We start from the raw sequence: 14,461 nt of genomic DNA, 5'->3' as shown, positions 1-14,461 counted from the left end.
ACGTCGCGGACGGTCTGGTAGTCGCTGTCGTAGCGGCGGTTGTGGTAGACGGAGAGTTTTGCGTGGCGGCGCTCCGCCAGCTCCGCCAGCGTGACCGCTTCGTAGACGGTGGTGGTGAAGGGCTTTTCCACGACCACATGCTTGCCGGCCTCCAGCGCCTTCCGGGCGTATTCGATGTGGGTATAGTTTGGGGTGTTGACGATGACGAGCTCCGCGCTGTCCATGAGCTCATCCAGCGAACGCACGGTGCGGACTCCGGGATAGGCTTTTTCGGCGAGGTTCTTTTCGCGTTCCCATACGGCGGTCAATTCGAAGCCGGGATGCGCGTGGATAAAGGGCGCGTGGAAGACGCGACCGGACATGCCGAAGGAGCAGAGGGCGGTTTTGATGGGCGTGGGCATAGGCTAAAATAGCGAATATTCCGGGGGGCGGCGGCGCTACGACCATGCGGATGTTGATGTAAGTCCCCGGGGCTGCTATAACGTTATAGCAGCCCAAAATAGCGATGTAGTTTGAATATGTCGGAAATATGTCGTACTTTCCCAATGGTTTTTGTCCGTATACCCCCTTATGAAGCGCTACCTCTGCATAGTCCTACTCCTGGTGATGCGTCCTACCGGTTCCCGGGCACAGGACATCAGGGCTTTGCAGCAACAGCTCCCCACTATCAAAGACAGTCTCCAGTACATCGACGCCCTCAACCGGCTGTCACAGTTGTACTACCAGGTCAACCTCGACTCCTGCCGTGAGCTGGCCCACCAGGCATTCGCGATGGCGGAAAGCTTGCAATACGACCGGGGACGCGCGGTGGCGCTCAAAAACCTGGGGATCGTGTACGACCTGAGCAACAACCCATCACTGGCCTTTCATTATTACAGCGACGCCCTCGACATCTATAAGGGATTACGGGACTCGGCCAACATCGTGCGGCTGATGATGGACATCGCACTGGTTTTCCAGGAACAGGGCAAGGACGACAAATCCATACGCTACTTCCACGACGCCATCCAATCGGGATGGCGGCTCCGCAACGACTCGATCCTATCACTCACGCTGGTCAACTACCTGTCGCTCTACCTGGATCGCATCCCCAAGGATTCGCTGACGATCTACCTGGACAAGGCCCGCTATATCGCGGTCCGCGACAAGGACACCTCGGTACTGACGATGATCACCCAGACCGAAGGGATGATCGACCTGCGGGAACAAAAAACATCCATAGGCGTCGCGTTGCTCCAGGAGGCCAAGACGACCGCCCTCAACCGGGGCGAGGTCTACATCGCCATGGACATCCTGAAAGCGCTGGGCGACTATTTTATCAGGGAGGAACCGGATTCGGGGCTCGCCCGCTATAAGCAAGGCCTGGATATCGCCGAAGCCCAGCACTTCACGACCTACATAAAGTCCTTTTCCCGGACGCTCTACGACTATTACCACCGCCTGGGCGATCCGTCGAAGGCGCTGCCCTACGCGGAAAAGCTCCTCACCATCTATGCCGGCGAGGACACTGCCAATGTCAAATCGGGCGTCGACTATACCGACTATGCCCTGGCGACCAAAGAGCTCGAAAACGCGCAAACCAAGAACGAGAACCGCAAGCTGATCATATTCATCCTGGGTATTTTTTCGATCTCAGTGGCGGCCATCGGGCTGGTCCTCTTCCAGCTCTACCGCCTCAAACAACAACACGCGGTGACCCTGGAAGCGCTCAATTCAGTGGTCAGCGAACGGAACAACCAGCTCCAGCTCAAGCACGAATTCAACAATAAGCTGGTATCGCTGCTGGCACACGACTTCCGCCAACCCATCAATACCGCCAAAAGCCTGGCGGTACTGCTCAAAGACCCCGAAGCCCTTTCCCGGGAGGAAATGCAGATGCTCGTCCAGTCGATCGAAACCTCTTCGGACAACGCGATCGACATCTTCGAGAACATCCTGCAATGGATCAAGCGCCAGCTGTCCGGGTTCCAGTACGACCCCGTGCCGCTAAGCCTGAAAGACCTCGTTGAAGAAGCGATGCGCCCCTTCCTGCCCACGGGGGAACAACGCCGCATCGCGCTGGTCAACGCGGTTTCCGAAACCATCACCATCCATGCCGACCGGGAGCTCCTCCAGTTCATCAACCGGAACCTCATCCATAACGCCATCAAGTTTACACCCGACGGAAGCTTCGTAACCGTCACCGCGCACCTGGGCGATGGCGAGGTCATCGTGTGCGTACAGGACCAGGGTCGCGGTATCAATCCTTCTAAGCTACCCCAACTCTTTTCTCCCAAAAAAGAGCTCCGCTACGACAGTGAAAAGGAAAAGGGCGCGGGCGTCGCGCTCATGATCTGCAAGGACTTCATCGACCGGATGTTCGGACGTATCTGGGCGGAGAACGGGAAGACGCAGGGGGCGATGTTCTTTTATGCGTTGCCGCATGTGGGGAAGTAACGCGCGGCGTCTCCGCTCCATGGAATTAGGTATCTTCGGGGATGAAATATACCATCCTGCTCCTTTTGGTTTTCGCGGCGTGCGCGCAGCCTCCCACGGCGCCCCCGGCTAAACGCGACGATCAGGTCGTCATGTCCGTCCTTTATATGCAACGCGCGGCGGAATACAAGGCGTTGTGCTTACAGGCCTACAATATCGCGTCGATGCGCATTTCATCGGCGTTGCGCGCGCAGAATACAACCAAGGACAAACGCCGGCTGGCGATCGTCACCGATCTGGACGAGACGGCGCTCGACAACAGTAAGAACGAGGCGTGGCTCATTACGCATGGTATGACGTATACCGACACGCAGTGGGTCACCTGGGTACGCCGGGCAGAGGCGGACGCGGTGCCCGGGGCGGTGGACTTCTTCCGTTGGGTGAATGGGCTGCGCGATAAGCTCAAGCGCCCCATCGATATATTCTATGTCTCCAACCGCCAGGACAGCCTGGTGGAACCCACCCGTCGCAATATGGCCGCGCTGGGATTCCCTGGCACGACGGATACCAGCCACCTGCTCCTGGCAATGCCCGGGGAGAAAAGCAAGCACCGCCGCCGCCAGTGGATCGCGGAGCGGGGCGATACCGTTATTACGCTCCTGGGCGATAACCTGACGGACTTCGACGACGGGTATGACGGCCTGCCGCGGGACAGCGCCGCGCGCACGGCGTTGGTGATGCGGCAGGAGTCGCGGTTCGGGGAGCGGTACATCGTGTTTCCGAATGCGATTTATGGGGACTGGGAGGGGGCGTTGTACCAGGGGCGTTATACCGACATCGATACGGAGAAGGCGGAAAGGCTGAGGTTGCTGCGGACGTGGTAGACGCGGTTACTGCCGCACGAGGCGACCATCGCTGAGTTCGATGATGCGGTCGCCGCGGCGGGCGAAGTCTTCGTCGTGGGTGACGGTGATGATGGTCTGGTGGCGCTCGGAGGCCAGGCGGCGGAGGATGTCGAAGACGATACCGGTATTTTTGGAGTCGAGGTTGCCGGTGGGCTCGTCGCCCATGATGACGGCGGGCTCGTTGATCAGGGCGCGGGCGATGGCCACGCGTTGTTGCTGGCCGCCGGAAAGCCGGGAGGCGAGCTTGCCGGCCTGGTCGCGCAGGTCGAGGCTGGTCAGCAGCTCCAGGGCGTCCGCCTCCACCTCCGCGCGGGACTTGCGCCGGAGCTTGAGGGCGGGGAGCATGACGTTGTGCAGGACGGAGAACTCGGGGAGTAGGTAATGGAACTGGAAGACGAACCCGATGTGCTCGTTGCGGAAGGCGGCGAGCTCGTTCTGGGTGCGGCCGGTGAGGGCCTGGCCGTTGATGGCCAAGCCGCCCTCGTAGCTGGTGTCCATTGTCGACAGGATGTAGAGCAGGGTGGACTTACCCGAACCCGACTTACCCACGAGCGACAGGAACTCCCCCTTGTATACCTCGAAGCTGAGGTCCTTGAGGACCTGGAAGCGCTCGGGCTGGTCGAAGTATTTGACGATATGTTCCGCCTTCAGGGCTATTTCTCTGGACATAGTTTTATCCCCTTATGATCTCCACCGGATCGATTTTAGACGCCTTGCGCGCGGGCATATACCCGGCCACGAAGGTCGTCGCCAGACCGAACGAAAAGGCCAGCGCATAGTCCTGCCAGTAATAAGCCATGGGCAGGTGCGACAGGCTGGCGATACGGAACGGTATGTGGGCAACGATGGTCGATACGGTATACCCCAACGCCAGCCCGATCATCCCGCCGACCAGACCGATGACCATGGCCAGGGTCAGGAAGATGATCGTGATATCCCGTCCCGCGAAACCCATCGCCTTCAGGATAGCGATCTCGCGAATCTTTTCGTTGATGGTCATGTTCATGATATTGTAGATACCGAAACCGGCCACCAGGAGGATGGTGAGCGACACGGCGACGGCGATGATGTCGCGCAGCCGGGAACCCGCTTCCAGCTGCTGGTTGGCCTCGGCCCAGGATTCGGTTTTGTAGGGAATGACCGGGGCGATCCGGTGAGCCACGGCGTCGGCCTTGTGAAAGTCGGTGATGTTGACCTGGATGTCACTCACGTAGTCCGCGTTTTTCTTCAGCAGCTGCCGCGCGGCTCCGATCTCCAGGTACGCCTTGGTTTTATCGGTGGTGGTCACGCCGGTCTCGAAAAGACCGATCACCTTAAAGCTCTTGCTGACGCCATCGGGTGTCAGCACATTGATGTTGTCGCCGGTGTGAAGGCTCAGGTTCTTTGCCAGCGTGGTCCCCAGGAACACACCGTCGTTTCGGTAACGGAGCTCGTTCCAATTGCCTTCCTTCATGTACCGGGAAATATGAAAAACGCGGTCCTCGTTCCCGACGTCCACCCCGGAAAGCGTACCATTGACGCGGTTGGCGCCGTTGCGGAAAAACACGTTGACATTGACCTGGGGCGTGATCGCGGTCAGCTCCGGCTGGTGGCGGAGGAAGTTCAGTATCTCACCGGATTGCCTGATGCCTTCGGTATATTGGATGATACGCGCGCTGTGGATATGCGTAATCGTACCGGTGGGCCATATTTTGGAGACCAGGTCGGTGTTGTCAGCGGGACCATCGTTATACACGTGGATGTGCGCCAGCGAGCTGAAGGCAAGGTCCGTCTGGACGTCGTTGACGCCGGTCATGAAGCTGTTCATGAAAACATACATGGAAATCCCGAAGGTGACGCCCAGAACGGCCACGAGTGTCTGCTTCAGCTTGGAAGTCAGGTAAACGTAGGCGATCTGCTGGTTGGTGGACCCGGGCATGTTATTGTCGCTTTTTATTGTCGCTTGGGCAAGAGGATGACGTCCTGATCGCCCAGGCCGCCCAGGACCTCGGTATAATCGAGGTTGCGGATCCCGGTCCGGATCGCGGTGTCTTTGTGGCCCTCTTTCAGCATAACCTTGTCGCCGGGCTCCAGATAGACCGTGGGGATGACGAGGACGTTTTTTTTCTCCGAAATAACGATGTTGGATTGCAGCTGCGTCCCGTCCTTCAGGTCCGCTGGGGTGGCGTCCGTGAACTGCGCCTCGGCGATGAAGGCCTGATCGCTGTCGTCGAATGATGGGTATATCTTGGTCAGGATCGCTTTATAAACGCGGTCCTTGTCGGTGTTGAGGGTGATGAGCACTTCCTGGCCCGTTTGGACCTGGCGGATGTCGTCTTCGGCAATAAAAAGTTTGGCGTAGACCTTCCCCGCGGCCACGGTCGCGAGCACGTCGCCCTTGCGGACCAGTTCCCCTGAGCGTTTGGCCACCGTCAGGACCACTCCCGGTTGCGCCGCTATTACCTTGAAATAGTCGTTCCCCAGCTCCTGGATGCGCAGCTGGGCCTTTGCATTGTCTACGCTCAGGGAAAGGTTGTGCTCCAGGTCGGCCTTGTTCTTTTCGAGCACCTGCAGGCTGGTCGCGGAGTTCTGCATCGCCAGCAGGGCGTTGTCGTAGTCCACCTTTGCGACCGCCTGTGTAGGCAGTAACCGTTCGTACCGCCGGAAGTTGGTGGAGTCCAGCCGGAACCTCTCCACCGCCTGCGCGATCTGGAAGTTCAGCTGCTCGAGCTGGGGTGAACCCGGTTTGCGATTGGTCTGGGCGAACTTCAGGTTGTCGTCCGCGTTGGCGACCTGGGTGATCTGGGTGCGTCCATCCAGGCGGAAAAGCGTGCGGCCCTGTACCACCGTATCGCCCTCGGACACATAAGCCGTTTGGAGGTAGCCGTCGGCGTTGGCGATGACCTTGTAGCCATCCCGGGTCTCGATATTGCCGCTGGCAAAGACCGCGTCCACGATGTCCCGCCGCTGGGGCCGGGTGGATTCCTGGCGTTTGCATCCCGTAAGAGCCAGCAATATCAGGATGATGTAGCGGCGCTTCATTAGTTTCTCGCCAGGATGGACGCCTGGACGTTCAATAGGTTACTCATATTGTTGAGGTAGGCGTTTTCCGCCGTAAGATAATCTTCAAATACCTTGAGATATCCGTCCATCGCCAGCAAGCCTTCGGAAAACTTTTGCCGTGACAGGACCAGGTTTCGCCCGTACAACAGGAAATTGTCCCTGGAAACCCGGACCATCTCCAGGTAGTCCTGGTGTTGCCGGAGCAGGAGGTCGTCTCCCGCCTGGCTTTGTAAACGCGCGTTGTCGAATTGCAGGGCTGCTACCTGTTCGGAGACCTTTGCGCTCTTCCAGTGGTTGGCGTTGGCCAGGCCCGTGAACAGTGGCACCTGCAGATTCAGACCGATATACGTATTGTTGGTCCAGGCGCCTTGTTTGAAAGACATCGCGAAGTCGTCCCTGAACTGTTGGAACCCATAGTAGCCGCTTAACCCCAGCGTGGGCAGCGCCGCGGCGAATTTTTCCCGACGCTGGAGGGCGGCGGTTTCCGCCTGGACGCGATAGACGTCGAGGTTTTTATCGGGGCCGAGGTTGATGGGGCCGTCGCCTTCGTCTTGAGCGAGGTCGAGGGTCTCGGTGATGTCGAGGCTGTCATTGGGTCCCTGCCCCAACAAGATGTGGAGGTTTTCCAGGGACTGGTCGTACAGCAACCGGCTCTGGGCCAGGTTCGACCGGACATTGCCCGCATCGATCCTCGCCAGGTTGAGGGCGGCGGCATCGGTAAGCCCTTCTTCCAGGCGCTGGCGGCTCATCCCCACCAGGCTGTCCGCTAGCGACCGGTCCTGGTTCGCCACGGCGATGGCCGCCCGGGAAACCAACAGGGCATAGTAGTTCCGGGCGGTTTGTTCTTTAAGGGTCTGCTCGTAGTAGGCGGCTTGCGCCTGGTTGAGCGTGATATTGCTGGAGGCGATCCGGGCATCGAAAACCGAGGTCCAGTTGAACAGCGTTTCGCTGGCGGATAAGCCCGTGGTATAGCTATAATGTTTGCCGAATTCGACGTAATAGGTAGTGCCGGGGCGATTGACCAGCTCCCCCGGCACGGGCGTGACGGCCAGCGCCAGGTTATCCTGCCCGTTAAAATTACCACCCACGTTCGGATACAAAAAACTCCGCGCGGCTGACCGGTCGATCCTGGCCTTTTGTATGTTGAGCGCATAGACCCGGCCGGTAGGGTTGTCGTGACGCACCTTTTCCCACAGACCCGCAAAAGAGGTAACGGTGGTGAGACGGGTGGAGTCCTGGGCGCGCGCCTGCATCAGCAGACCGGTGGCCAGCAGGGTCGCGATCAAGGGTTTGTCCATACGAAGGACAAAGATGGGGAAAACCCGGACTCACAAGGGGCTAAATAGGGCGAATTGAACAATTAAGCCCCTGGATTGACCGGGCGCTCGACCCAATGGAGGAAATCCGTCACCTTGAGCCGGCTGACCACCGCTTCCTCGGCGGGATGTACACGGGTATGGACCCTTACCTTGCGGTTGGACAGGGGCTCGATTTCCCGGATGGCTTCCCGGCCGACGATCATCTGGCGGTTGATCCGGAAAAAGGCGGCGGGGTCGAGGACTGCTTCCATTTCCTCCATACCCTTGAATAACGGGTGCTTGGCCTGGTCGAAGGTATACAGGTAGGTCACCTCGTTCTCCAGCGCCACGAGGGCAATATCGCGGGCGGCCACGGGGTACATCTTGTCCCGGTTCCGGATAAGGAAGGTGGCGCTCAGCGCTCCCGGTATATCGATGTGCCGGATCTGCTCGATGCGCGCAAATACCCCGGCGATGTCCTCTTCCCGGAAAGGCTTCAGGATATAGGCGATGCCCCCCGCCCGAAAGGCCTGCAGCGTATAGTCCTCATAGGCCGTGCAAAACACGACCGGGGAGCGGACCAGGGTCCGGGTGAAAATGTCGAAGCTGATCCCGTCGGCCAGGTGGATGTCCATAAAAATCAGCCCCGGAGGAGCCGGCGACTCCTCCAGCCATCGGACGGCGCCTTGTATGCTGTCGCATATCCCGACGACCTCGCTGCCCGGTCCGGCGTCCAGGATGAGCTCCCGGAGCAGACGGGCCGTCTTGGGTTCGTCTTCTACGATCAGGATGGTCATCGTACAAATGTAAGGCTTACGACAAAGGTGTCCGGCTCGTCGGCTATTTTGATGCCCTCGGGCACCCCCAGGTATTCGTAGCGTTTGCGAAGGTTGGCCAGGCCCATGCCGGATGATTCGCCCGTGGTCTTGGGACAGCGGCGGTTGGAGACGGTGACGGCGTTTTCGTCCGCGTTTATGGTCACCTTGAGCGGGTGATCGGCGGAGACGACGTTGTGCTTGATGCAATTTTCCACCAGGAGCTGCAGGCTGAACGAGGGCAGGCGCTTGTCGCGGCAGGCCTCCGGTACCCCGATGGTTATAGTCAGCATCCCCTCGAACCGGGCTTCCAGCATATACTGGTAGGACTTCAGGAATTCCAGCTCTTCCGACAGCGTCACTGTCGCCCCGTCCTTGCGGGTCAGCAGCTGACGGTATACGTCGGAGAGGTGCAGTATGAATTGTTCGGCGGCGGGATTGTCCGGCCGCACCATCGACCGCAGGGTGCCCAGGGAGTTGAACAGGAAGTGCGGGTTGACCTGCTCCCGGAGGGCGTCCAGCCTCGCCTGGAGGTTCTCGTTAAGCAGCTGCTGGTTGTACAGTGCGATAGCATCCTTCGTCTCCAGGGCCTTGAGCGCCGACTGGACGAGGAGCTCGAGCAATATGGCGATCGCCAGGCGCATGACGACCATCCAGACGGGGGCGGGGGCGCTGGCGCGGTAAGGTCCCAGCCACTGTAGCAGGGGTTGCATGGCCAGGATGAGTAGCGCATTGGCGACTACATACGCCCACCACTTCGCGCCCCGGTCGCGCAACGCCTGGTTGACCGTCCAGGTCAGCAGCAGGAAGCAAAAGCCGATCACCCAGGAGGTGAGGACCTTCCGGTAGTCGATGCCGCGGGTGAAGACGTCGTTGTTGACGAGGTTCAGGGCGGGCACCAGCAGGGAGAAGAGGATGCACAGGGTGCGTTTGCGGCGCATGCGGGAAGTTAGGGAATTTTGCGGGGCGGGGCGAGCCCGCGGGGCCTTAGTGGCCGGGCTTTACCTTGAGCTTGTTGAGGAATGTTTGGATTTCGGAGGGGCGGAAGCGAATACACTTCCGCGAAAGGCGGATATACGGAAGCCGACCCTCCCCTAACCACTTGTCTATGGCCTTGACCGACACCCCAAGGGCCAACGCGACCTCTTTTTTGTTTAAAAGCTTTTCCATAACCACGGATTTTCACCAGAGAGATATGGTAAAAATATTGCTTTATGAAATCAAAAAGAAATATAAATATTGCTTTTAAAAACATAATATTGCTTTATGAAACAAGCCATCCTCGACTTGCTACGGGAGCTCAGGGGCCTCGGCAAGGACCGCAGAACCGTCGAGAAGGATCTCCATTACTCGCCGAACTACATCGATCAGGCGTTGTCGAAGGGAGGGAACGAGCGCTTTTACCTGGCGTTGAAGCGTTACCGGGAGGCGCTTGCGGAAGAGGGGCAGTATCGATATTCGGAAGGCGGGACCAGGACGGCCGGATCTGGGACGGCAATGGCAGTGTCGGAGCCCACAGAGACGTATGGCGGCGGTTTTTGGAAGCAGATACCGGAATACCGTTCGTGTAACTACGCTACCCAGGCCCGGGGACACGCCATGGAACCACTGATCCGGCAAAATGCCATCGTCGGCGGCAGGCGGTTGGACGACCCGGGATTTATCGTGTATGGCGAAATATACATTATCCAGGCGCGCAATGGGATGGAGGTGATCCGGTATATAAGGGCGGCGACGGACGCTGCTGTCGTCCTGCTGGCCGGTGCGGACGAAAGCGTGCCAGCCACGGAGATGCGGCGGGCGGACATAGAGCGCGTGTACCACGCGCAGTTCGTGGTCAACCCGCTGTAGCTGGACGCAGGGCGCTCGCGCAACGATGGGGCGCGGGGCAACGGCGCCGCCGCTATTGCAGACTTTGATAGACGACGTCCTCGAATTTGGCGGCGAGGTCGCCGTGGCTGTTGGGGGTCTGTTGGGTCATGATCAGGCACACCAGGTGGGCCTTGGGGTCGGCCCAGTAGGTCGTGCCGAAGTAGCCGCCCCACGAGAAGGAGCCTTCGTTACGGCCGCCACGGGCGGCGCTCCGGGCGCTGGTCAGGCCGAAACCCAAACCAAAATTGTCGGAACCATTATACAGGAAATCGAGCTGGCCGCTGGTCATGAGCTCGACGGTGCGGGGCGCCAGGACGCGTACGCCGTTGTATACGCCGTGGTTGAGCATCATCTGCAGGAAAACGGCGTAGTCGAAGGCGGTGGACGTCAGACCCGCGCCGCCGGAAAAGTAACGCTTGCGGGCCAACGGATAGCCCGCGTCGACGCCGGTCTTTTCGGCGGTCCAGCGGACGATATGGTGCTGGTCGTCCTCGGTATAGACGGCGGCCAGCCGGGCGGCCTTCGCCGCGGGGACGTTGAAATAAGTATCCTTCATGCCCAGCGGATTGAAAAGACGTTCGCGGAGAAAGGTTTCGAGGTCTTTGCCGCTGATGACTTCCACCAGGCAACCGGCCAGGTCCACGCTCAGGCTATACGTCCATTTTTCACCGGGCTGTGAGCCGAGGGGCAGGGCGGCCAGGGCGTTCATCCGTTCCTTGAGGTCCGCGTCGATGACACCCAGGCCGGAGGGGATACCCGCCTTCGCGTAGATGGCCCGCATGGAAGGCGTGCCGATCAGCGCATAGTCGAGACCGGAAGTATGGGTCAGCAGGTCCCGGAAGGTGATCCCGCGTTTGGCCGGTTTCGTCGTATAGCTGCTGTCCTTTTCGTTGAATTTGTCCAGGACGGTCATGTGCGCGAAGGCCGGCATGAAGTCCGAGATGGGCTCGTCCAGGTAAAACTTACCTTCCTCCCACAACATCATCAAACCGGTGCTGACGATCGCCTTTGTCTGCGACGCGATGCGGAAGAGCTCGTCCGGCATCATCGGCTTGCCGGCTTCCGCGTCGGCAAAACCATAGCCTTTGTTCTGAATCAGCTTCCCGTCGCGGACCACCAGCGTCACCACGCCCTTGACCCAACCGTTGCGGACATAGGTATCGACGAGGGTATCGATACGCGCCAGGCGCGGGTAGTTGACGTCGGGAAGATGGGGGGGATGCGGGTCGATGACCTGGGCCCTGGAAGTCAGTGCGGCGAAAGCCAGGAGGAGCAGCAAAAGTTTCTTCATACGGCATTACGCCCGAAGCTACGGGCCCGGGAAAGTTAGGGCAATTTCGGCTATCTTTATGAAAATCGCCGTATGCGTTATCTTTTGCTGCTTTGCCTGCTCACTATCGCCGCCGGCGTAAAAGCCCAGACCGCCGAGGACTCCGTCAGGGCCGTCGTCGGCAATCTCTTCGAGGCCATGCACAAAAGCGATTCCAGCGCCATCGTGGCCTGTTTTACATCAGGCGGCCTGCTCCAATCGCTGGACGAGCGCACGGCGGATATAAAGGTGCGGACGGATTCGGCTGCCGTTTTTGCCCATATCATCGCCGGTCTGCCGCCGGAGTCGGTGGATGAGAAGCCACGGATCGATGTCGTGAAGGTGGACGGCAACCTGGCCATGGTCTGGGCTCCGTACAACCTCTATTTCCACGGGAAATTCTACCATTGCGGCGTAGACTCCTTCCAGTTGGTGCGTATCGGCGGGAAGTGGAAGATCCAGTACATTCTGGATACCGAGCATAAGCAGGGTTGCGCCGTTAATTAACGCAGATCAGCAGCCCACCGCCCTCATTTACGCAAGGACCAACGCAGCAATCGGCATTCACCACGCAGATCTGTCCCTTTTCTTTGCAGTGACCGACGATGCACATACTGCCGGAGCAAATCGTCCCGGGGGGGCATGTCGGAAAGCCTGGGCCACACGGCTGACCGCCACCTACGACCCTTTTCATTTCGTCCCTTGAAAGTCTTTTATCCATCATTTTTATTGTTTTATGGATAAAATACAAAAAAAATTCAAAAGCCGTCATAGCCTCTTTAGCTCTTCCTGAGGTAAATATCCCCGCTGATCGTCTCCAGGTCGATGGACCTGCCGCCGCCGTTCAGGGTGGTGGTGACGTTCCCACCCACCTTGGGCAGGTTGTGCTTGCCTTCGATGTCGAGGTTCAGGTTAGAGTACATGTTCCCGCTGATGGTGGAGAACTTCAGGTCGGCCTTGCTGTCGGGTTTGACCGACATATCCACGAAACCGCTGATGGTGTGGGCGCGAACCGCGCCGACGGGGCCGGTAATGGTGATGTTACCGTTGATCGTTTCGACCGAAAGATCGACGCCCGCGGGGACGTAGACGGTAAAGCCGATCTCGGAAGTGGAGCAGTCGCAGTTGCACTTTTTGCGGTTGGCCTCGCTCACCTTTCCTATGCGGGCCTTGACGTCGAGGTCGCCGCCGGTCTTATCAAAGTCCACGGTGTAGCGGTCGTTGTCCTTGTTATCGTTGATGTTGATGGAGCCCTTGACCCAGACCTCGTTTTTGTCCCAGGTAATGACCTGGATGGAGTCGGTGATCTGGATGTCCAGCTTGACCTTCGCGCCGGCAGCCAGCGGGATGTGCTGGTCTACGATCCGCGGATGGGTGGTGTCGGTTGCCTGGGCGCCGGCGGTCAGGACCAGCAGGGCGCCCAGGGCGGTGATGGATAGCTTTTTCATATTTATCCTTTTCTGAGGTATATGTTGCCGCTGACGTTGGTGATCTTCAGGTCGACGCCGCCACCGTTGAGCTTGGTGCCGACCGCGCCGCCGCCCACTTTCTTCATATCCTTGTCGTTCGATTTGAGGTCGAAGTCGGTATACATGCCGCCGGAGATGGTGCTCATTTCCAGGTTGACGGCCGCGCTGGCGGGCATCGTGACGTCAATTTCCCCGCTGATGGACGCGATCGATATCGGCTTATCCTTGGCGAGCTGGGTAAAGGTTACCTTGATGTCCCCGCTGATGGTATTCAGGATGAGCGGCCCCGTGACGTTCTTCAGGGTGATGTCGTGGCAGTTGTTGACGTCGACCTCGTTAGTCATGTTGGAGACGTTCACCTCAGCCGAGCGTTCGCAACCGCGGTTGATCTTGATGCGCAGGTTGGAGGGAACCTTGATCTTGTAGTGTCCGTCCCGGTTGAAAGGCAGGATGCAATGGGCGACGATGTGTCCGCCATCCTTGGTAACGTTCAGGCCTATGCCGGTATTGTCGTCGCCACCGGGGTATACGGCCGTCAGCCCTTTGGCCCGCTCGGGTCTTTCCCCAAGCCCTTCGGCGGTGATGACGATTTCGTTCCCGCTATAGCCTTCGACGGGCAAATCCCCATTGAAATCCTCCAGTACGAGCTGGGCATCCTTTTGACCCGATACGTCGATCTTGTATTCCTGTGCGTGAAGGGTGCGCGATGCCAGGAGCATGGCGCCGAGCGCCAGCCCAAAAAGTGAAATCTTCATATTTGCGTAGTTATAGTTTGTTGAGTTCCTTGCGGGCCATGTCCTTGACCTCTTTTAGCGTTTTCTGGTTCTCGAGCAGGTTCCGCATCGGCTGTATGGCCTTTTGCTCCCTCCTTTCCCCGAGAATATTGATCAGCACGATCTGGATGATCGGCTCGGTCTGGCGGCTAAGTGAATTGACGAGCGAATCGGTTACCGCCCGGTTGTCGTTATAGCGGGCCAGCGAATAAAGGGCGGCCAGGCGGACGTTGACGCTTTTGTCGTTGTTCAGCGTGTTTACCAGGGCGTCGATCACCCGTTCATTGGGGGCGGGCATCTCCTCCGCGTAGTTCACGGCCTTGATCCGCTCGCTGGCCGATTCGTTGTCCAGCATGTTGATCATAAGGGATTCCTTCACTTCCTTAAGCGAGGTCTTCAACTCGCCGAGCTCCCTGGCGTTATCCGGACCGGTATGGAGCCGGTACCCGATCAGCATGCCCACCAGGAGGATAGCCGCGGCCACCGCCGTTTTGCCAAGGGCGGAAAACCAGCTCATGCGTACCACCTGGCCACCGGCCCGGCGCTTCGACGCCTCCTGCGCT

The 14,461-nt window shown here is 58.9% G+C and carries 16 protein-coding genes; 4 read left to right on the top strand and 12 right to left on the bottom strand.

Annotated elements, in window-relative coordinates; genetic code table 11:
• On the bottom strand, positions 1-401 hold a 401-nt coding region (locus VL547_RS05025), incomplete at its 3' end, for a Gfo/Idh/MocA family protein (protein ID WP_325575860.1).
• A 169-nt stretch (positions 402-570) separates the two neighbouring features.
• Between VL547_RS05025 and VL547_RS05020 the strand changes: the two genes are divergently transcribed.
• Positions 571-2,436, top strand: a complete 1,866-nt coding sequence (locus VL547_RS05020) for a tetratricopeptide repeat-containing sensor histidine kinase (protein ID WP_325575858.1) — start codon at positions 571-573, stop codon at positions 2,434-2,436.
• A gap of 41 nt (positions 2,437-2,477) precedes the next feature.
• Complete coding sequence (locus VL547_RS05015; RefSeq protein ID WP_325575856.1) at positions 2,478-3,299, top strand: 5'-nucleotidase, lipoprotein e(P4) family; 822 nt, start codon at positions 2,478-2,480, stop codon at positions 3,297-3,299.
• Between the two features lie 6 nt (positions 3,300-3,305).
• Here the strand turns inward: VL547_RS05015 and VL547_RS05010 are convergent, their stop codons facing one another.
• The 7 genes from VL547_RS05010 to VL547_RS04980 form a co-directional block, all read right to left on the bottom strand.
• The gene (locus tag VL547_RS05010; RefSeq protein ID WP_325575854.1) at positions 3,306-3,989 is read right to left on the bottom strand and encodes an ABC transporter ATP-binding protein; all 684 of its coding nucleotides are present in this window, start codon (positions 3,987-3,989) and stop codon (positions 3,306-3,308) included.
• A 4-nt stretch (positions 3,990-3,993) separates the two neighbouring features.
• Positions 3,994-5,238, bottom strand: coding sequence for an ABC transporter permease (locus VL547_RS05005; RefSeq protein WP_325575852.1), 1,245 nt, complete (start codon positions 5,236-5,238; stop codon positions 3,994-3,996).
• 14 nt (positions 5,239-5,252) lie between these two features.
• Complete coding sequence (locus tag VL547_RS05000; protein WP_325575851.1) at positions 5,253-6,341, bottom strand: efflux RND transporter periplasmic adaptor subunit; 1,089 nt, start codon at positions 6,339-6,341, stop codon at positions 5,253-5,255.
• A complete protein-coding gene (locus VL547_RS04995) occupies positions 6,341-7,660 on the bottom strand; it encodes a TolC family protein (RefSeq protein ID WP_325575849.1) in 1,320 nt (439 codons plus the stop codon). Before VL547_RS04995 ends, VL547_RS05000 begins: the two co-directional genes overlap by 1 nt.
• Positions 7,661-7,722: 62 nt before the next feature.
• A complete protein-coding gene (locus tag VL547_RS04990; RefSeq protein ID WP_325575847.1) occupies positions 7,723-8,457 on the bottom strand; it encodes a LytTR family DNA-binding domain-containing protein in 735 nt (244 codons plus the stop codon).
• Positions 8,454-9,416 carry a sensor histidine kinase gene (locus VL547_RS04985; RefSeq protein WP_325575845.1) on the bottom strand — a complete coding sequence of 321 codons (963 nt, stop codon included), beginning with the start codon at positions 9,414-9,416 and terminating at the stop codon, positions 8,454-8,456. Before VL547_RS04985 ends, VL547_RS04990 begins: the two co-directional genes overlap by 4 nt.
• 46 nt (positions 9,417-9,462) lie before the next feature.
• Positions 9,463-9,645 carry a helix-turn-helix domain-containing protein gene (locus VL547_RS04980; RefSeq protein ID WP_325575843.1) on the bottom strand — a complete coding sequence of 61 codons (183 nt, stop codon included), beginning with the start codon at positions 9,643-9,645 and terminating at the stop codon, positions 9,463-9,465.
• Between the two features lie 96 nt (positions 9,646-9,741).
• Here VL547_RS04980 and VL547_RS04975 point away from each other — a divergent pair, with 96 nt between their 5' ends.
• Positions 9,742-10,326 (top strand): hypothetical protein, encoded by a 585-nt coding sequence (locus VL547_RS04975; protein WP_325575841.1) that lies wholly within the window; start codon positions 9,742-9,744, stop codon positions 10,324-10,326.
• 52 nt (positions 10,327-10,378) lie between these two features.
• Here VL547_RS04975 and VL547_RS04970 read toward each other — a convergent pair whose 3' ends face one another.
• Positions 10,379-11,638: a serine hydrolase domain-containing protein gene (locus VL547_RS04970; protein WP_325575839.1), complete on the bottom strand. Its 1,260-nt coding sequence runs from the start codon at positions 11,636-11,638 to the stop codon at positions 10,379-10,381.
• A gap of 72 nt (positions 11,639-11,710) precedes the next feature.
• Here VL547_RS04970 and VL547_RS04965 point away from each other — a divergent pair, with 72 nt between their 5' ends.
• On the top strand, positions 11,711-12,163 hold the full coding sequence (locus tag VL547_RS04965; protein WP_325575837.1) for a nuclear transport factor 2 family protein: 453 nt from the start codon (positions 11,711-11,713) through the stop codon (positions 12,161-12,163).
• Between the two features lie 272 nt (positions 12,164-12,435).
• Here VL547_RS04965 and VL547_RS04960 read toward each other — a convergent pair whose 3' ends face one another.
• The 3 genes from VL547_RS04960 to VL547_RS04950 all read right to left on the bottom strand — a co-directional run.
• Positions 12,436-13,104, bottom strand: coding sequence for a hypothetical protein (locus VL547_RS04960; RefSeq protein WP_325575835.1), 669 nt, complete (start codon positions 13,102-13,104; stop codon positions 12,436-12,438).
• 2 nt (positions 13,105-13,106) lie between these two features.
• A complete protein-coding gene (locus VL547_RS04955) occupies positions 13,107-13,880 on the bottom strand; it encodes a DUF4097 family beta strand repeat-containing protein (RefSeq protein ID WP_325575833.1) in 774 nt (257 codons plus the stop codon).
• Positions 13,881-13,890: 10 nt separating this feature from the next.
• A partial coding sequence (locus VL547_RS04950; RefSeq protein WP_325575831.1) for a HEAT repeat domain-containing protein occupies positions 13,891-14,461 on the bottom strand: 571 nt, incomplete at its 5' end.

This window comes from Dinghuibacter sp. (genome assembly GCF_035492835.1).
Classification (GTDB): Bacteria; Bacteroidota; Bacteroidia; order Chitinophagales; family Chitinophagaceae; genus Dinghuibacter.
This window is presented reverse-complemented; position numbering and strand designations above follow the sequence as displayed.